At 59.2% G+C, this 17,443-nt stretch carries 19 protein-coding genes and 2 pseudogenes; 11 read left to right on the plus strand and 10 right to left on the minus strand.

Going from position 1 to position 17,443, the window contains the following annotated elements:
• Together ACIPLA_RS09145 and ACIPLA_RS09150 are read right to left on the minus strand one after the other, a co-directional pair.
• The coding region (locus ACIPLA_RS09145; protein ID WP_401172985.1) for a 3-deoxy-7-phosphoheptulonate synthase at nucleotides 1–935 on the minus strand (935 nt) is incomplete at its 3' end.
• A gap of 143 nt (nucleotides 936–1,078) precedes the next feature.
• Nucleotides 1,079–1,507: a PilZ domain-containing protein gene (locus ACIPLA_RS09150; protein ID WP_192344076.1), complete on the minus strand. Its 429-nt coding sequence runs from the start codon at nucleotides 1,505–1,507 to the stop codon at nucleotides 1,079–1,081.
• Between ACIPLA_RS09150 and ACIPLA_RS09155 the strand changes: the two genes are divergently transcribed.
• From ACIPLA_RS09155 to cysB, 5 genes are all read left to right on the plus strand, one after another.
• Nucleotides 1,506–1,892, plus strand: coding sequence for a co-chaperone YbbN (locus ACIPLA_RS09155; RefSeq protein WP_123501229.1), 387 nt, complete (start codon nucleotides 1,506–1,508; stop codon nucleotides 1,890–1,892). The two genes, ACIPLA_RS09150 and ACIPLA_RS09155, sit on opposite strands and share 2 nt — an antisense overlap.
• Nucleotides 1,889–2,845, plus strand: coding sequence for a putative 2-dehydropantoate 2-reductase (locus ACIPLA_RS09160; RefSeq protein WP_401172986.1), 957 nt, complete (start codon nucleotides 1,889–1,891; stop codon nucleotides 2,843–2,845). The genes ACIPLA_RS09155 and ACIPLA_RS09160 overlap by 4 nt, the downstream gene beginning before the upstream one ends.
• 25 nt (nucleotides 2,846–2,870) lie before the next feature.
• Nucleotides 2,871–3,776, plus strand: a complete 906-nt coding sequence (locus ACIPLA_RS09165; protein WP_008075703.1) for a 5'-nucleotidase — start codon at nucleotides 2,871–2,873, stop codon at nucleotides 3,774–3,776.
• 97 nt (nucleotides 3,777–3,873) lie between these two features.
• Complete coding sequence (locus tag ACIPLA_RS09170; RefSeq protein ID WP_007899922.1) at nucleotides 3,874–4,377, plus strand: universal stress protein; 504 nt, start codon at nucleotides 3,874–3,876, stop codon at nucleotides 4,375–4,377.
• A gap of 113 nt (nucleotides 4,378–4,490) precedes the next feature.
• Nucleotides 4,491–5,465, plus strand: a complete 975-nt coding sequence (gene cysB / locus ACIPLA_RS09175; protein WP_007899921.1) for an HTH-type transcriptional regulator CysB — start codon at nucleotides 4,491–4,493, stop codon at nucleotides 5,463–5,465.
• A 3-nt stretch (nucleotides 5,466–5,468) separates the two neighbouring features.
• On the opposite strand, the gene ACIPLA_RS09180 is transcribed toward cysB, so the two are convergent.
• Together ACIPLA_RS09180 and ACIPLA_RS09185 are read right to left on the minus strand one after the other, a co-directional pair.
• Entirely contained in the window at nucleotides 5,469–5,951 is a 483-nt protein-coding gene (locus ACIPLA_RS09180) for a transcription elongation factor GreAB (RefSeq protein ID WP_401172987.1), read from the minus strand.
• Nucleotides 5,952–5,965: 14 nt separating this feature from the next.
• A complete protein-coding gene (locus ACIPLA_RS09185; protein WP_008075695.1) occupies nucleotides 5,966–6,364 on the minus strand; it encodes a hypothetical protein in 399 nt (132 codons plus the stop codon).
• Between the two features lie 124 nt (nucleotides 6,365–6,488).
• Between ACIPLA_RS09185 and earP the strand changes: the two genes are divergently transcribed.
• Nucleotides 6,489–7,646, plus strand: coding sequence for an elongation factor P maturation arginine rhamnosyltransferase EarP (gene earP / locus ACIPLA_RS09190; RefSeq protein ID WP_401172988.1), 1,158 nt, complete (start codon nucleotides 6,489–6,491; stop codon nucleotides 7,644–7,646).
• 48 nt (nucleotides 7,647–7,694) lie between these two features.
• Nucleotides 7,695–8,263, plus strand: a pseudogene (locus ACIPLA_RS09195) (elongation factor P).
• A 158-nt stretch (nucleotides 8,264–8,421) separates the two neighbouring features.
• Here the strand turns inward: ACIPLA_RS09195 and ACIPLA_RS09200 are convergent.
• The 4 genes from ACIPLA_RS09200 to ACIPLA_RS09215 form a co-directional block, all read right to left on the minus strand.
• Nucleotides 8,422–9,435 carry an alpha/beta hydrolase fold domain-containing protein gene (locus ACIPLA_RS09200; protein ID WP_401172989.1) on the minus strand — a complete coding sequence of 338 codons (1,014 nt, stop codon included), beginning with the start codon at nucleotides 9,433–9,435 and terminating at the stop codon, nucleotides 8,422–8,424.
• 32 nt (nucleotides 9,436–9,467) lie between these two features.
• Nucleotides 9,468–9,887: an organic hydroperoxide resistance protein gene (locus tag ACIPLA_RS09205; protein WP_401172990.1), complete on the minus strand. Its 420-nt coding sequence runs from the start codon at nucleotides 9,885–9,887 to the stop codon at nucleotides 9,468–9,470.
• A 330-nt stretch (nucleotides 9,888–10,217) separates the two neighbouring features.
• The gene (locus tag ACIPLA_RS09210; RefSeq protein ID WP_007899914.1) at nucleotides 10,218–10,679 is read right to left on the minus strand and encodes a MarR family winged helix-turn-helix transcriptional regulator; all 462 of its coding nucleotides are present in this window, start codon (nucleotides 10,677–10,679) and stop codon (nucleotides 10,218–10,220) included.
• Nucleotides 10,680–10,748: 69 nt separating this feature from the next.
• The gene (locus tag ACIPLA_RS09215; protein ID WP_401172991.1) at nucleotides 10,749–11,705 is read right to left on the minus strand and encodes a LysR family transcriptional regulator; all 957 of its coding nucleotides are present in this window, start codon (nucleotides 11,703–11,705) and stop codon (nucleotides 10,749–10,751) included.
• Between the two features lie 123 nt (nucleotides 11,706–11,828).
• On the opposite strand from ACIPLA_RS09215, the pseudogene ACIPLA_RS09220 reads away from it, so the two are divergent.
• Nucleotides 11,829–12,567 (plus strand): annotated as a pseudogene (locus ACIPLA_RS09220) (sulfite exporter TauE/SafE family protein).
• Here the strand turns inward: ACIPLA_RS09220 and ACIPLA_RS09225 are convergent.
• A complete protein-coding gene (locus ACIPLA_RS09225) occupies nucleotides 12,557–13,411 on the minus strand; it encodes a LysR substrate-binding domain-containing protein (protein WP_007899911.1) in 855 nt (284 codons plus the stop codon). The pseudogene ACIPLA_RS09220 and the gene ACIPLA_RS09225 sit on opposite strands and share 11 nt — an antisense overlap.
• Before the next feature lie 96 nt (nucleotides 13,412–13,507).
• Here ACIPLA_RS09225 and ACIPLA_RS09230 point away from each other — a divergent pair, with 96 nt between their 5' ends.
• A complete protein-coding gene (locus ACIPLA_RS09230; protein ID WP_008075682.1) occupies nucleotides 13,508–13,723 on the plus strand; it encodes a DUF1127 domain-containing protein in 216 nt (71 codons plus the stop codon).
• Nucleotides 13,724–13,787: 64 nt separating this feature from the next.
• Nucleotides 13,788–15,017 carry a winged helix-turn-helix domain-containing protein gene (locus ACIPLA_RS09235; RefSeq protein WP_218397504.1) on the plus strand — a complete coding sequence of 410 codons (1,230 nt, stop codon included), beginning with the start codon at nucleotides 13,788–13,790 and terminating at the stop codon, nucleotides 15,015–15,017.
• A gap of 89 nt (nucleotides 15,018–15,106) precedes the next feature.
• Here the strand turns inward: ACIPLA_RS09235 and ACIPLA_RS09240 are convergent, their stop codons facing one another.
• Nucleotides 15,107–16,453, minus strand: a complete 1,347-nt coding sequence (locus ACIPLA_RS09240) for a class II 3-deoxy-7-phosphoheptulonate synthase (RefSeq protein WP_007899909.1) — start codon at nucleotides 16,451–16,453, stop codon at nucleotides 15,107–15,109.
• Nucleotides 16,454–16,604: 151 nt separating this feature from the next.
• Here ACIPLA_RS09240 and ACIPLA_RS09245 point away from each other — a divergent pair, with 151 nt between their 5' ends.
• The gene (locus ACIPLA_RS09245) at nucleotides 16,605–17,360 is read left to right on the plus strand and encodes a spermidine synthase (protein WP_123501247.1); all 756 of its coding nucleotides are present in this window, start codon (nucleotides 16,605–16,607) and stop codon (nucleotides 17,358–17,360) included.
• Nucleotides 17,361–17,443: the final 83 nt, after the last annotated feature.

The raw sequence follows: 17,443 nt of genomic DNA on the forward strand, positions 1-17,443 counted from the left end.
TGGCAGCCCCAGGTCAGGTGACTCTCGACCAGCAGGCCGATGATCGACTGGGTGCCTTCGAGGATCTGGTTGGCGACGTTCTCCATCACCAGCGGTTGCAGGGCCGGGTCCTTGTTGGAGTTGGCGTGGCTGCAATCGACCATGATGTTCGGCTTGATCTTCGCCTTGTTCAGCGCTTGCTCGCAGAGCGCGACGCTGACCGAATCGTAGTTCGGTTTGCCATTACCGCCGCGCAACACCACGTGGCCGTAGGCGTTGCCCTTGGTGGTGACGATCGACACGCCACCTTCCTGGTTGATGCCCAGGAAGCGGTGCGGGCTGGAGACCGATTGCAAGGCGTTGATGGCCACTGTGAGGCCGCCATCGGTGCCGTTCTTGAAGCCGACAGCCGAGGACAGGCCGGAAGCCATTTCACGGTGAGTCTGGGATTCGGTGGTGCGTGCACCGATCGCCGACCAGCTGATCAGGTCCTGCAAGTATTGCGGGGAGATCGGGTCGAGGGCTTCGGTTGCGGTCGGTAGGCCCATTTCGGCCAGGTCCAGCAGCAACTGACGACCAATGTGCAGGCCATCCTGAATCTTGAACGAGTCGTCCAGGTACGGGTCGTTGATCAGGCCTTTCCAGCCGACGGTGGTGCGTGGTTTCTCGAAATACACACGCATGACCAGATACAAGGTATCGGACACTTCTGCCGCGAGTGCTTTCAGACGCTCGGCGTATTCGTGGGCAGCCTTGATGTCATGGATCGAGCACGGCCCGATCACGACGAACAGGCGGTGGTCGGTGCCATCAAGAATGTTGCGAATGACTTCGCGGCCCTTGGTGACGGTGCGCAGGGCAGCGTCGCTCAGAGGGATATCACGCTTGAGCTGATCGGGAGTGATCAGGGTCTCGTTGGAGGCGACGTTAAGGTCGTTGATCGGTAAATCAGCCATCGTTTACTCGTCAGGTCACGGGTGCCGGCCGCCAGCGAACCCGCGCGGCGGAGCACAGCAAATTAAGCGCGTCGGGGAGCCGAACCTTAGCGCGTTACACCGTGGCTCGACAATGGGCAGACACCGGTTTAATCCAGCATTACCTATGCAAATGCCTTGCGAACCGTGTCGTGGGAGAACTCGTTGGCGTGCAGCTGGACCCATTCGAGGGCCAGGGTCTGGTTGTTCACCTGTTCGCTTTGGAGTTCGTGCTGACGGCAGTAACGTTCGATCTGGCAAACCTGCTCACCCATTCGCGCGCTGAACAGGGTCTGTTCGTCGACAAAAGCGATGCCCACCAGGTAGCTGCGTTTTCGTCGCAGGCACCACGCCACATAGCCCAGGTAACAGATTGTGGTGCTCAGGGTCGGCATGCGCACTTGAAGTGCGGTGCCCCTTCGCCATCCGCGGTGGTAATTGCAAGCCACGCCGCCGAGGCTGATAGTGTGCAGCTGTTGCCGCGAAATGCACTCATGTTTGAGCAACGTCAATTCGACGGGTACATCGTCAGGATGAGGAAGATAACGTCCCATGAACACGGACTCCCTGTGTCGGCCATCTGACATCGTTTCTCCCAGTATAGTGGTCGAATCGGAACTGACCGATTTCGACGCCGACCAACGGCTGTTGGCGATGAACGGCATTTCCCTGGTGATCTTTACCAGCGTCGGCTGCGCGAGTTGCCGTTTTGCCCGTGAGCAATTGCCCACGTTCGATCTGGCGGTCGATCGACTGTGCTGGATCGATGCCGGGAACAATGGTGGCGTGGTCGAGCGTTATCGGGTCTTTCATTTACCGGCGCTGTTTGTAGTGCGCGACGGTGAATTCTTTGGGGCACTACAGTCGCGTTTGACCCGCACAGCGCTCAACGAAGCCGTGGGGCAGGCGTTGAGTCGACAAGCAGAGGAGTTGCCATGACAGATACAGGGACCAAACCGACAATCGGCATTATCGGAACCGGCGCGATCGGTGGTTTCTACGGGTTGATGCTCGCGCGTGCCGGCTTCGATGTGCATTTCCTGTTGCGCAGTGAGTTTTCAGCGGTGGCCGAACGCGGCTTGCATCTTGATCATGCGTCGTTGGGGCCGCTGGTCCTGAACCCGGTTCAGGCTTATTCGTCGGCTGCCGACATGCCGCCGTGCGACTGGTTGCTGGTGGGCGCCAAGACCACCAGTAACGCGGACCTGGCCCCCGCCATTATTCAAGCCGCGGCGCCTGATGCCAAAGTGCTGTTGCTGCAAAATGGCCTGGACGTTGAAGACAGTCTGCGCGAGTTGCTCCCCGACTCGCTGCACCTGCTGGGCGGGCTCTGTCTGATTTGCGTCCATCGCGCCGGCCCAGGGGTCATTACCCATCAGGCGCTCGGTGCGGTGAACGTCGGCTATCACAGCGGCCCCGCCGCCGATGAACAGGCGCGCATGAACATCGTCGAAGAGGGCGCCAGGTTGTTTCGCACCGCCGGCATCGACGCCCAGGCCATGCCGAACCTGCATCAGGCGCGCTGGCAGAAACTGGTGTGGAATATCCCCTACAACGGCCTGTCGGTTCTGCTTGGGGCCAGCACCACGCCATTGATGACGGATGCCGACAGCCGCGCGCTGATTCAGGCCTTGATGACCGAGGTGGTTCAGGGGGCCAAGGCCTGTGGTCACGACATGCCGCCGGGTTACGCCGATTATCTGTTCATGATGACTGAGAAAATGCCCGACTATTGGCCGAGCATGTACCACGACTTCCTGCACAAGCGACCGCTGGAGCTGGATGCCATCTACACTCGGCCACTGGCAGCGGCGAAAGCGGCGGGATGTGAGTTGCCGCGAATAGAAGCCTTGTATCGCAGCTTGAGTTTTATCGACCGACGTAATCACTGAGTCGGTCAAAAGGAGAGGGAAGGGCATGGCCAATGGCATAGACGACAAACTGGTGTTGGCGATTTCTTCGCGAGCACTGTTCGACTTGAGCGAGAGCCACAAGGTTTATCTGTCGAGCGGCGTCGAGGCCTATCGGCAGTACCAGATCGAACACGAAGACGAAATTCTCGAGCCCGGCGATGCGTTCCCGTTAGTCGAAAAACTCCTGAACCTGAACGCCAGTCTCGGCCGTGCCCGGGTCGAGGTAATCCTGGTGTCGCGCAACAGCGCCGACACCGGCCTGCGGGTTTTCAATTCGATTCATCATTATGGCTTGGCGATTTCGCGCGCGGCATTTGTCGGCGGGCGCAGTCCTTATCCGTACCTGAAGGCCTTTGGTTGCGACCTGTTTCTTTCGACCCATTCCGACGATGTGCGCAGTGCGCTGGATGCCGGTTTCGCGGCAGCGACTATTCTGTCGGGCGGTGCCAGTCGCGCCGCCAGCGATGAATTGCGCATTGCATTCGACGGTGACGCGGTACTGTTTTCCGATGAGTCGGAGCGGGTCTATCAATCGGGAGGCCTTGCAGCGTTTCAGGCCAGCGAGCGTGAGGCCGCCCGCGAGCCTTTGCGCGGTGGGCCGTTCAAAGGTTTCCTCGCGGCGCTCAACCTTCTGCAGCGCGAGTTCCCCGACGATGCCTGTCCGATCCGCACCGCACTGGTGACTGCACGCTCGGCGCCGGCCCATGAACGGGTGATCCGCACCTTGCGCGAATGGGACATCCGTCTGGACGAGTCGCTGTTCCTAGGCGGTTTGACCAAATCGGCTTTTCTCGAAGCCTTTGCTGCCGACGTATTTTTCGATGACCAGGCCGGCCATTGCGAGCTGGCCCGCGAAGTGGTCGCCACCGGTCACGTGCCGCATGGCATCAGTAACGAGCCGTCGATTTAAAGCGCTGCGGTTCAATGCGTTGAGCCGAACGCCGCACTCGCCACGGCACTGCTAAGCTGAATCAATCTCCGCCATGTTGGCATTAAAGGAGGTCCCTATGATTCATTCGATGCTGTATGCCACCGACCTCGGTCTGTACGCACCTTTTGTGATGCAGCATGCGTTGGCACTGGCTCGAACATTCAATGCCGACTTGTATGTGGTGCACGCGGTTGAGCCGATGGGGTTGTTCGCCGAATCGGTGCTTCAGAGTTACCTCGATGAGCAGGCCTTGAACGAGTTTCACAGTCAGGGCCTCAATACGGTGATTGCCAATATCGAGCAGCGGGTGCTCGACAGCTTTCGCGAAGAGCTGGGGGATGAGGGGGAGCAGGACCTGGAACGGATTCGGGCAGTGCGGGTGCTGCAGGGCGATCCGTCGCAGGTGATTCTCGACCAGGCGCAGAAACTCTCCGTCGATTTGCTGATCGTAGGAAGTCACAGTCATGGCGCTGGCGCGGAAACGCCATTGGGCCGAACCGCTGCGCGCGTGTTGCAACTGTCCAGAGTGCCGGTCTATTTGGTGCCGCTGATGGAACGTCGCCGCAAAGGGGATCGCTAGGACACGAATAATGGCGTTTTGATAAAAAAGTTCTAGATTTATTAATCAAACCATTAATATAGTTATATATCGTCGCTGATGCCCGTGGCGTCTACCTGCTTTGAGGGATTCATATGAAGCTTCAACAATTGCGCTACATCTGGGAAGTGGCGCACCACGACCTCAACGTTTCAGCTACCGCCCAAAGCCTCTACACCTCGCAACCGGGCATCAGCAAACAGATCCGCCTGCTGGAAGACGAATTGGGGGTCGAGGTTTTCGCCCGCAGTGGCAAGCACTTGACCCGGGTTACCCCGGCTGGCGAGCGCATCATCACCACCGCCGGCGAAATCCTGCGCAAAGTTGAAAGCATCAAGCAGATCGCCCAGGAATTCTCAAACGAGAAAAAAGGTACCCTGTCGATCGCCACCACGCACACCCAGGCGCGTTATGCGTTGCCACCGGTGATCAGCAATTTCATCAAGCAATACCCGGACGTTGCCCTGCACATGCACCAGGGTTCGCCGATGCAGATCGCCGAGATGGCCGCTGACGGCACCGTCGATTTCGCCATCGCTACCGAAGCGCTGGAGTTGTTCGGCGACCTGGTGATGATGCCGTGCTACCGCTGGAACCGCTGCGTGGTCGTGCCTCAAGGCCACCCGCTGACCAAGCTGTCGAAGCTGACTCTCGAAGCCTTGGCCGAATACCCGATCGTGACGTACGTGTTCGGTTTTACCGGCCGTTCGAAACTCGACGAAGCCTTCAGCCATCGTGGTCTGACACCCAAAGTGGTGTTCACCGCCGCCGACGCCGACGTGATCAAAACTTATGTTCGTCTGGGCCTGGGCGTGGGCATCGTGGCGAAAATGGCGGTCGACACCAAACTCGATAGCGATCTGGTGGTGCTCGATGCCAGCGAGTTGTTCGAATCCAGCATTACCAAAATCGGTTTCCGTCGCGGCACCTTCTTGCGTGGTTTCATGTGCGACTTCATCGAGAAATTCGCGCCACACCTGACCCGCGAAGTCATGGCCAAGGCCATTCAGTGCCACAACAAACAGGAACTGGAAGAGCTGTTCGACGGCGTTGAACTGCCGGTGCATTAATCGCTAGATCACCTCGGTGACAGAAAACTGTTGCCGAGCGCCCGCCACCAGAATCTCCACTTCATCCCCTTCGAACTTGCCCAGCAGGCTTTTGCCCAGCGGCGAGCGAGGGGTAATGACGGTAATCCATTGCCCCACCAGATCGATCTTCAGCCCGGCCGCGTCGGGGGCCAGGAACAGCCATTGTTCGCGACCCTTTTCGTCTTCCAGGCCCATCAGTGCACCGACTTCGATGCCGCGCTGATCGTCATAAGGCCGTAATGTCAGGTTCTGGCAAAGGGCCAATGACTGCCTGATTTCTTCCACTCGTCTGGCCTGTCCGGCCGCCAGATAAGACGCCTCCAGCCCCAGCGTGTCGTACTTGTTTTCGGCTATGTTTTCTTCGTGGGTCGCGGTTTCGTAAGCGGTTTGCGCGGCACGTTCGGCGATGTCGAGATCGATCCGCAGCTTGTCGATAATCAGTTGGTGGACGGTCGGCTTGTGCATGGAGAGCTTCTTGATCAGTCGCAGAATTGCAGGACGTTGGCGCGGCTTTTTTCGCTCGGCGCCGTTTGATTCTGCTGCAGCCAGAACTGGCATTTTGGATTGGACAGGTTGTGTTTGCTGCTTCTGGCCTGTTCCACCATTTGCTGTTGTTCATTCCTGCGCAGGTGATCCTCGTACTGTTCGAACATCGGGTTCTGCGAGGCGGGTTGCTCAATCACCGGTGGCTTGGCCAGTTGCTCCACCGCCTGGGCCAAGGGCGCCAATTGCTCGTTGAACAACAAGCGCCAGGCGAGCCAGCAAGTCAGTGCGATCGCGATGAATCCCAGCCACAAACCGAGGGCAATACTGCCGGTCAGTTGCAGCGCATTAAACTGGATCGGCAAGGGACGGCGCGGGTTGGGACGGTAGGGCATTACTGCCTCCTGGCGGGTGGTCGCGGGCGAGTGGCGATTGTCGCATGAAGATTTATCGCCGTCGGCTCTTCTGCACGGGGTAATTTATGCGGACAATCGGCGCCTTTGCCAACGGGAGCCTGGAATGCCTGAAATGCCTCAAGTGAAAAACCGCTGGCGCTGGGATATTTTTTGCACCGTGGTCGACAACTTCGGCGACATCGGTGTGACCTGGCGCCTGGCCCGACAACTGGTGGCCGAACATTCAATGGCGGTGCGCTTGTGGGTCGATGATCTGCGCGCCTTCGAGCGTTTGTGTCCGGACATCGACATCAACGCTGCGCAGCAGTGGCAGCAGGGTGTCGAGGTGCGACAATGGTCGGCGGACTGGCAGCCCACCGAAGCCGCCGATGTCGTCATCGCCGCGTTCGCCTGCCAGTTACCGAGTGCCTACATGGAGGCCATGGCCGAACGGGAAAAACCGCCGCTGTGGATGAACCTCGATTACCTGAGTGCCGAAGACTGGGTCGTCGGCTGCCACGGCTTGCCATCGGTGAAGTACAAGAACGTGCAGAAGTTCTTTTTCTTCCCGGGCTTTCGCAAGGGCACTGGTGGCTTGTTGCGTGAAAGCGGATTGCTGGAGCGGCGTCGGCAGTTTCAGCAAAGTCCGCAAGCTCAGCAAGAATTCCTGCAAGGCTTGGGAATTGATCGCGCGCCGAATGCCCAACTGATCTCGCTGTTTGCCTACGAAAATACCGGGCTGGCCAGTTGGCTCGACGCGATGGCTGGCGACTCGACGCCGACTCATCTGCTGGTGCCCGAAGGGCGGATTCTCGGCGACGTCGAACGCTGGCTCGGGGTGGATGGGCTGACGGCCGGGGCGGTGCATGTGCGCAGCGCCTTGACCGTGCAAGTGCTGCCGTTCGTCCGGCAGGATCAATATGACCTGCTGCTGTGGAGCTGCGATTTCAACGCTGTGCGTGGCGAAGACTCCTTCGTCCGCGCCCAATGGGCAGGCCGGCCGCTGCTCTGGCACATCTATCGGCAGGACGAAGATATCCATCTGGATAAGCTCGACGCCTTCCTGGCCCTGTACACCCAAGGCCTGTCCGGGCCCGCCCGCGAGGCGATCAGCGGTCTATGGCGGGCATGGAATGCAGGTGAGACAATGACCGATCACTGGAAATCAACCCGCAAACACTGGCCTGAACTGGAAAAACATGCCGAGACATGGTGTCTGGAACAAGCCTTGCAGGCAGATCTTGCCGCAGCGCTGGTACAGTTTTACCTAAATTGGATATGATACGCGGCCTAGATTTTTGTAAATCCCATCCAAATTCGGATATTCGCAATGAAAACTGGTAAAGAACTGAAACCCGGTACCGTGATCCGTCTCGAAAACGCTCCTTGGCTGGTTCAGAAAGCTGAATTCACCAAGTCGGGTCGTAACAGCGCGATCATGAAGACCAAGCTGAAAAACCTGCTGACCGGTTACAAGACCGAGATCGTTACAGCGCCGATGACAAGCTGGACGACGTAATCCTCGACCGCAAAGAAGCGACCCTGTCCTTCATCAGCGGCGACACCTACACGTTCATGGACACCACTGACTACACCATGTACGAGCTGAACGCTGAAGACATCGAAGCCGTTCTGCCTTTCGTTGAAGAAGGCATGACCGATGTTTGCGAAGCGATCTTCTTCGAAGAGCGTCTGGTTTCCGTAGAACTGCCGACCACTATCGTGCGTCAGGTTGACTACACCGAAGGTTCCGCTCGCGGTGACACTTCCGGCAAGGTGATGAAGCCTGCCAAACTGAAGAACGGTACCGAGCTGTCGGTTGCTGACTTCATCGAAATCGGCGACATGATCGAGATCGATACCCGCGAAGGCGGTTCCTACAAAGGCCGTGCTAAATAAGCACAGCTTGAGGAATGAAAAAGCCCGACCATTGAGTCGGGCTTTTTTGTGCGTGCCCTTGTAGGAGCGAGGCTTGCCCGCGAAGGCGATTAATCATTCGACATTGATGCCAACTGACACTACGCCTTCGCGGGCAAGCCTCGCTCCTACAAAGGTTGTTATTTCAGGTGTTGCTTGAGCTCTTCAGAAGCCTGCAACATCGCCGAACGCACCGCGGGCACCTGGCTCACGACATTGAGCAAGCCGTAGTCATGGATCATGCCGTTGTAGCGAACCGACGTGACCGCTACGCCAGCCTCATCGAGTTTACGGGCGTAGGCTTCACCTTCATCGCGCAGCACATCGGCGCCGGCTGTCTGCACCAGCGCGGGTGGCAAGCCCTTGAGTTGCGCAGTGGTCGCCCGCAGCGGTGAGGCGTAGATCTCGTTCCGTTGCTTGGCATCAGTGGTGTAGTTGTCCCAGAACCACTTCATCATGTTTTTGGTGAGGAAGTGCCCCTCGGCGAACTGGTTGTAAGACGCCGTTTCGAAGCTGGCGTCAGTCACCGGCCACAACAACACCTGATACCTAATCGCCGGCGTGCCTTTATCTTTGGCCATCAGCGCAACCACGGCTGCCATGTTGCCGCCGACGCTGTTGCCGGCCACGGCCAGACGTTTGCCGTCGACGTTGATTTCTTTACCGTGCTCGGCCACCCACTTCGTCGCAGCGTAGGCCTGGTTGATCGCCACCGGGTAATGCGCCTCCGGCGACGGGGTGTAATTGACGAACACCGCCGCCGCGCCCGAACCCGTTACCAAATCCCGAACCAGCCGTTCGTGGGTCGGGAAATCCCCCAGCACCCAACCACCGCCGTGGAAGAACATGAACACCGGCAGCTCGCCTTTGACACCGGCCGGCCGAACGATGGTCAGGCTGATCGGTTGGCCGTCGACCTGGATGGTTTTCTCGCTGATATCGGCTTTGGGCAGCGTCAGTTTCACCCCGGCCTGCGCGCCCACCAACACCGCGCGGGCATCGGCAGGGGTGAGCTGTTCCATCGGTTTGCCGGTGCCGGCATTCAGTACATCGAGGAACGCCTGGGTGTTGTGTTCAACCCCATTGCCTGCGAATGCACTGTTGATGGACAGGGCGAGTAGGGTACCGGTCAAGACGTTGCTGAAAGTGTTCATATTCATTTCCTGTCAGGCCTTGGAGTCAGCAGTTAGACGGTAACGTGCAGGCGCACATCGACGTTGCCACGGGTGGCGTTGGAGTACGGGCAAACCTGGTGGGCAGCTTCGACCAGGCTTTGTGCGTCGGCTTGTTCAAGGCCCGGCAGGCTGATGTGCAGGTCGATGTCCAGACCGAAACCGCCAGGGATCTGGCCGATGCCGACATGGGCGGTGATCGATGCGTCGTCCGGGATTTTGCGTTTGGTCTGGCTGGCGACGAATTTCAGCGCGCCGATGAAGCAGGCGGAGTAGCCGGCTGCGAACAGTTGTTCAGGGTTGGTTGCCGCACCGCCAGCACCACCGAGTTCTTTCGGGGTGGCGAGTTTGACATCGAGGACGTTGTCGCTGGAGATCGAACGACCGTCACGGCCGCCAGTGGAGGTTGCGATTGCGGTGTAGAGAGTTTGCATGGTGTGAGCCTCGTTCGGGTTTTGATATTTTTGCGCTAAATGTTTGCGCGCTAAGTAAGTGCGAGGTGAATGTAGCTCGCTAATATTTAGTGCGCAAGATAAATTTTCGAAAAAATTTGTTTTGAGTCGTCATTCAGCAATTCGATTGGGGAGGAGAGGCTTGAGGTAGAGGCTTTCGTGCGGATTTTTGCGTGGTGAAATTTTTTTTGCGACGGGGAGGACGTCTTCGCGGGCAAGCCTCGCTCCTACAGGTTTTGTGTCGTTTACAAATTATGCTATGACCGAAAACCTGTAGGAGCGAGGCTTGCCCGCGAAGAACGATTACGCGGTCTAAAGGCTGTCTTGCAGATGACTACGCAGCGCTTGAAGATCCGCTTGCAGCTTTTTCAGCTGTTCCAGCGTTTGTCCGCTGGCACCAAGGATGCACTGGGGAATGCCCCGTGCCTTGTCTCGCAGTGCACGGCCTTGCTCGGTCAGTTCGACAATCACTACTCGCTCGTCTTCACGGCTGCGGGTGCGGCTCAGCAGGCCTTCGGCCTCCAGGCGCTTGAGCAGTGGGGTGAGGGAGCCGGGATCGGTCAGCAGTCGGGTGCTGATTTCGCCGACCGTCAGCCCATCCTTTTCCCACAACACCATCATTGCCAAGTACTGCGGATAGGTCAGGCCCAGCGCTTGCAGCAGTGGCTTGTAAACCTTGGTCATCAGCAGCGAGGTGGAATGCAGGGCGAAGCAGACCTGATTGTCCAGCAGCAGGTCGTCGCAGTTGTCCGGGTTGTTGCGCTCGGTGTTCATTTCAAAGCCTTGATCAGTGATCGTCATAAATCTAGCGGGCGAATCTTTAATGCGCCAGATAATTCTGGACTAGTGGCGGTCCAGATTGGTTTGTAGCGACAGATCCCACGGCGGTATGGGGCTGAAACGGGTCTTCAGGTATTCCAGTAACAAGCGGCTGCGCGAACTGGGTTGCTGCTCCAGGCGCAACGCATAAATGCCGGTGCTTTCCGGTTTTGGCAGGCCGTTTTCGCAGAACAGCGGCAGCAGTTCGCCGCGTAATAAATATTCGCTGGCCAGCCAGGTCGGCAAGTGCGCGATGCCCAACCCGGCCAGTGCACCGCAGACCAGCGCCTCGGCATTGTTGGCGCTCATGCGGATTCGCGCTGGCCGGTGCAAGTGCTTCTGCCCATCCCGTTCGAAGCGCCAGGCGAAGGGCGGAGCCAAGCCCTCCCAGTCGAGGCCATCATGGTCGACCAACTGCGCCGGATCGGTCGGCACGCCACGGCGTTGCAAGTAATCGGGGCTGGCGCAGGCGATGCGCACCATGCTCGCCAGCGGCGTCGCCACCAGTCGGGTATCGGCCATCTGCCCGGCACGCAACACCAGATCGACCTTGCCCAGATTCGAGCCTTGCATGTCGACAAAGCTGTCGATCAGGTGCAATTGCACGTCGAGGCCAGGGTAAAGCGTCAGGAAATCGGCAATCACCGGCGCCAGGTGTCGTCGTCCGAACGCTGCCGGCGCATCCACCCTAATCAAGCCTTCAGGCGCACTGCTCAGGGACACCGCTTCCGCCCGGGCCAGGCGCAGTTCAGCGACGATCCGCCGCGCACGCTCAGCAAAAGCCAACCCGGCCGGGGTAGCGCGCACCGCATGGGTGCTGCGAATGAACAACTGGCTGCCAACGGCGTTTTCCAGGCTGTCAATGCGTCGCGCCACAGCCGAAGGCGTCAATGGATGGCGTCGGGACGCAGCGGAAAAACTGCCGCTTTCCAGCACATCGAGAAACAGGCCAAGTTGTTCGGTCAATTGATTGGGGTTCATGGTTTTGTTTGCGCTTGTGCGAAATTGGCACAGCCATTGTGCGTTGCTGTGCGTTTCCCCGCCAGAGCCGACTGCGTAGGATGAACAGCCTCACAAAAGGAAAAACGCCCCGTGATTGAGTTCATGTTGTATCTGGTTTTTGGCGCGGCCTTGGGAACCCTCGGCGGCCTGTTCGGCATTGGTGGCGGGTTGGTCGCGATCCCGCTGCTGGGCGTGTGGTTCGGTCTCGATCAGCAGATCGCCCAAGGCACGGCGCTGGTGATGGTGGTGCCGAACGTGATGCTGGCGCTGTGGCGCTATCACCAGCGCAATCGCATCGAATTGCAGCATGCGCTGCCACTGGCCTCGATGGGGTTCTGCTTTGCCTGGATCGGTTCGATCTGGGCGGTGGGTATCGATGCGCAAACCATGCGCTTGGGCTTCGTCGCTTTCCTGATCGCGCTGTCGGCCTACAACCTGATGCGAATGTTTCACCACCAACGCACCGGCCTCTTCGCAGATGCGCTATTCCTGGCCGTGGCTGGGTGTGCTCGGCGCGGCTTCCGGGACGATGGGCGGACTGTTCGGAGTGGGCGGGGCGGTGGTGGCAACGCCGGTGTTGACCAGCCTGTTCGGTACCACTCAAGTGGTTGCCCAGGGATTGGCGCTGGCGCTGGCGTTGCCGAGTACGGGCGTCACCCTGGCGACTTATGCGGTGCACCATCAGGTGCATTGGGCGATCGGTGTGCCGTTGGCGGTTGGTGGATTGATGAGCATCAGTTGGGGCGTGAGAATTGCCCACGCATTGCCGGAGCGGCTTCTGCGCGGGCTGTTCTGTGGTTTTCTGGTGGTTTGTGCGGTGATGCTCGCGTTTAAAGTTTGAAACCTTCGACGATGTGCTCGGCCAGGCATTCGGTGATCGGCGAAGGGTTGTTCAGGTTGCGGATCAGCATGATGCTGGCTTCCGGCAGCAGCGGCAGGTCTTCGTTGGCGCCAAGGATACGCATGTCCGGTGTGATCAGGCTTTCCAGCTGCGCGGTGATCGCCAGACCCGCGCTGACCACGGCCATCAATGCCGACAGGCTGGAGCTGTTGTAGGCAATGCGGTAGTCGCGGCCCATGGCATCCAGGGCATTGCATGCCCAGAGGCGGCAGAAACAATCACTGTTGAACATCGCCAACGGCAGCGGTGTTTGCTCATGGGCGCTGAAGCATTGGGCTTCGGCCCAGACAAAACGCTCCTTGCGCAGCAGTTGGCCGATCTCGTTGCCCGGCTCGCGGGTGACGATGGACAGGTCCAGGTCCTGGCGCTGCAACAGCTGCCGGGTCGATTCGCAGTGAACCTCGATCTGGATCAGCGGGTAGAACTGCGCGAAGCGCGACAGGATGCCCGGCAGAAAGCGCATGACGTAATCGTCGGGTGTGCCGATGCGTACCGTGCCGACCATGTGCGGCTCGCGCAGGGTATTGAAGACTTCGCTGTGGAGTTTGAGGATGCGCCGCGCATAGCCCAGCAATACCTGGCCTTCGGCGGTCAGCTTGACCTGGCGCCCGTCGCGTTCGAACAGCTGGCGCTGTAACACGTCCTCTTCCAGGCGTTTCATCTGCATGCTCACCGCCGACTGGGTGCGGTTGACCATTTCACCGGCGCGGGTAAAACCGCCCTGATCGGCAATCGCGACGAAGGTGCGCAGTACATCGGTGTCGATACTGGGGTAGGCGGACATTCATCAATCTCCGAGATGTATGCCATCAGAAACATTCGTTGGATTGATCTTAGCGCTGGCGCGAGACTTGAGCCATCCCTAAAGGAGGGCAACACGATGAAAGGTCACAACGAGCATGTAACGGAACAAAAATTCTCAATCCACGCGGTATCCGATCTGCTGCACAAGTTTAGTCGCTGGTACGAACTTCACCGTGAACGTGAAATGTTGGCGGGCTTGAGCGACGAAGCACTGAAGGATATCGGCGTGAGCCGTGCGGATGTGGAGCATGAGACGGTAAGACCGTTCTGGGATGATCCGATGCATAAATGATGATGCCATCGCTACACAAACCACTTGCGGGTGAGGTAGGTTGCGAGCAGACAAGGAGATGCTCATGCCCGCCACACTGTCTTTTTCCCTCAAACAGGCTCGGCGTCTGGCGCTGGCTGCCCAAGGGTTCAATGGGCGTCAGCCGCCGGCGGCGATCAAACCGGTTCAGCTCAACCGGCTGATCGAGCGCCTGGGCATTCTGCAGATCGATTCGGTCAATGCGTTGGTGCGTTCGCACTACCTTCCCTTGTTTTCCCGTCTTGGCAATTACTCCTCCGACTTGCTCGATCAGGCTGCCTGGAGTCAGGGCCGTCGACGCACATTGTTCGAGTACTGGGGCCATGAAGCGTCTTTGTTGCCCTTGTCGATGTACCCCTTGATGCGCTGGCGCATGCAGCGTGCAACCCGCGGCGAAGATATCTATCAGCGACTGGCGCGCTTCGGTCGTGAGCAGCAAGACACGATTCGCCGCGTGTTGGCGTCGGTTCAGGAACTCGGTGCGCTGGGTGCGGGCAGTTTGTCGACCCGTCAGGAGCGGGCAGGGCCGTGGTGGGACTGGAGCGCGGAAAAGCATGCGCTGGAATGGTTGTTCGCTGCCGGTGAAGTGACCGTGGCCGGCCGGCGCGGGTTCGAACGGCTTTATGATTTGCCGGAGCGGGTGATTCCTTCGGCGATTCTTCAGCAGCCTTTGCTCGGCGAGGCCGAGGCTCAGCGCGGCCTGTTACTGCACGCTGCCACGGCTTTGGGTGTCGGTACAGAAAAGGACTTGCGGGATTATTTTCGCCTGAGCCCGGCAGACAGCCGGCCGCGGCTGGCGGAGTTGGTAGAGGCGGGTGATCTGCGGGTCTGTGAAGTTGAAGGCTGGCGGCAACCGGCCTATTGCCTGGCAGAGCCGAAAGTACCGCGCAAGGTTGAGGCCAGTGCGCTGCTTTCACCGTTCGATTCGCTGATCTGGGAGCGCAGTCGTACCGAGCGATTGTTCGATTTCCGTTATCGGCTGGAGATTTATACGCCGCAGCACAAGCGCATCTATGGCTATTACGTATTGCCGTTTTTGCACAATGAGCGGGTTGCTGCGCGGGTCGACTTGCGCGCCGAACGGGCGTTGGGCCGGTTGGCGGTGCATGCCGTGCACGAGGAGGAGCCGGGGCTGGATGAGGCGGGGATGTTGGCGTTGGCGGTGAATCTGCGGCAGATGGCGGATTGGTTGGGGCTTGCGCAGATTCAATTGAATTGCCCGCGGGCAAGTGCGGCGCGGTTGCGGGTGGCATTGGCACAGATTGAGGGTGATTGAACCGACGCCTTCGCGGGCGAGCCTCGCTCCTACAAGGGATCGTGAATTCCTGTAGGAGCGAGGCTTGCCCGCGAAGGGTTTAATGCGGTTTAGCGCCGAACCTGCTTCAGGGTTTCAGCAATCAAAAACGCCAATTCCAGCGACTGATCGGCATTCATCCGTGGGTCGCAGTGGGTGTGGTAACGATCCGACAACCCATCCTCGGTAATCGGCCGCGCGCCGCCGATGCATTCGGTGACGTTCTGCCCGGTCATTTCGATGTGGATGCCGCCGGCATAACTGCCTTCCGCTTCGTGAACCTGGAAGAACTGTTTCACTTCGCCAAGGATCTGCGCGAAGTCGCGGGTCTTGTAGCCGCTGCTGGCCTTGATGGTATTGCCGTGCATCGGGTCGGAGCTCCAAAGCACCTGCTTGCCCTCGCGCTGCACTGCGCGGATCAGCTGCGGCAGGTGATCGCCGACCTTGTTCGCGCCCATCCGCGCAATCAGGTTCAGGCGACCCGGGTCGTTGTCCGGGTTGAGCACATCGATCAGGCGAATCAGGTCTTCGGGGTTCATGCTCGGGCCGACCTTCACGCCGATCGGGTTGTGCACCCCACGCAGGAATTCGACATGCGCACCGTCCAGTTGACGGGTACGGTCGCCGATCCACAGCATGTGGGCCGAGCAATCGTAGTAGTCGTTGGTCAGGCTGTCGCGACGCACGAAGGCTTCTTCATAGTTCAGCAGCAGCGCTTCGTGGGCGGTGAAGAAACTGGTTTCGCGCAGTTGTGGCGAGCTGTCCATGCCGCAGGCGCGCATGAAGGCCAGGGTTTCATCGATGCGGTCGGCCAGATGGCTGTATTTCTCGGCCAGCGCCGAGTTGGCGATGAAGTCCAGGTTCCACTTGTGCACCTGATGCAGGTCGGCAAAGCCGCCCTGGGCAAAGGCACGCAGCAGGTTCAGGGTCGCGGTGGACTGGTGGTAAGACTGCAGCAGACGATCCGGGTCCGGTACACGGCTTTTTTCGTCGAAACCGATGCCGTTGACGATATCGCCACGGTAAGCCGGCAGCGTCACGCCGTTGATGGTTTCATCGTTGGCCGAACGGGGTTTGGCGAACTGGCCGGCCATGCGTCCGACCTTGACCACCGGGCAACCGGCGGCGAAGGTCATGACGATCGCCATTTGCAGCAACACTTTAAACGTGTCACGAATTTTCGCGGCGGAGAATTCGGCGAAGCTCTCGGCGCAGTCGCCGCCCTGCAACAGAAACGCCCGGCCCTGGGTCACTTCGGCAAACTGACGGCGCAACTCCCGGGCTTCACCGGCAAACACCAGCGGCGGATAGCTCGCCAGGGTTTGCTCGACGTGCAGCAAATGCGCTGCGTCGGGGTATTGAGGTTGTTGCTGGATCGGCAGGGCGCGCCAGCTGTCAGGGCTCCAGGGTTGGCTCATTGCAGTCTCTAGTGTTTTACGCTCGGACGGTTATGTTATCAGCAATTAGTGCGTGACCTGTTCCCGTCGCTTCGCGGACAATCGCGCCTTTGCCGCGCCACCCACGCGGTCTTATTACGTTGCCGGATCCCGGTGACGATCAGGAGACGAAATGACTGAGGAGCGCGTCGAGCATCTGCTCGCCGAGGTACAGGATGAGTTCGGCGTGATTCGCGTGCTGGAAGTGGCCGATTACCGTTTCCTGGAGTTCGGTGATGCCATCGAACAGAGCTGTGTGTTCACCGCTGACCCGAGCTGGCTCGAGTACGATTACACCCGGGCGATGCTGATTGGCGCGCTGTGCCACGAGCTGCCGGAAAGCGCGCTGTTTCTCGGGCTCGGTGCAGGCACGCTGACCCAGGCTTGCCTCAAGTTCCTGCCGCTGGAAGACGTCGAAGCCATCGAGCTGCGCCCGGATGTACCGCGCCTGGCCATCGAATACCTCGGGCTCGATGACGATCCACGCCTGTACATCCGCGTCGGCGATGCCTTGGAACTACTCGAAACGGCTGAGCCGGCCGATCTGATTTTCGTCGACCTCTATACCGATGTCGGGCCGGGTGTCGGGCATCTGGCCTGGGGTTTTCTGGAAAACTGTCAGAAACGGTTGAACCCGGGTGGCTGGCTGGTGATCAACCAGTGGGCCACCGACGATGGTCGACCGTTGGGGGCGGCGTTGTTGCGCGGTCTCTATCACCGGCATTACTGGGAGTTGCCAGTCAAAGAGGGCAACGTAATTCTGATCGTGCCATCGGAGCTGGATCAGGAACTGGACATGGATGGGCTGATCGCGCGCGCTGAAGGCCTGGCACCGCGATTGGGGTATTCGTTGCAGTCGTTGATCAAGGCGATTCGGCCTGCGACTTGAATGGTTGCCTGTAAGGGCCCCTTCGCGAGCAAGCCCGCTCCCACATTGGATCGCGTTCTAATGTGGGAGCGGGCTTGCTCGCG

Source organism: Pseudomonas sp. NPDC086112 (genome assembly GCF_044746425.1).
In the GTDB taxonomy this organism is placed as follows: Bacteria; Pseudomonadota; Gammaproteobacteria; order Pseudomonadales; family Pseudomonadaceae; genus Aquipseudomonas.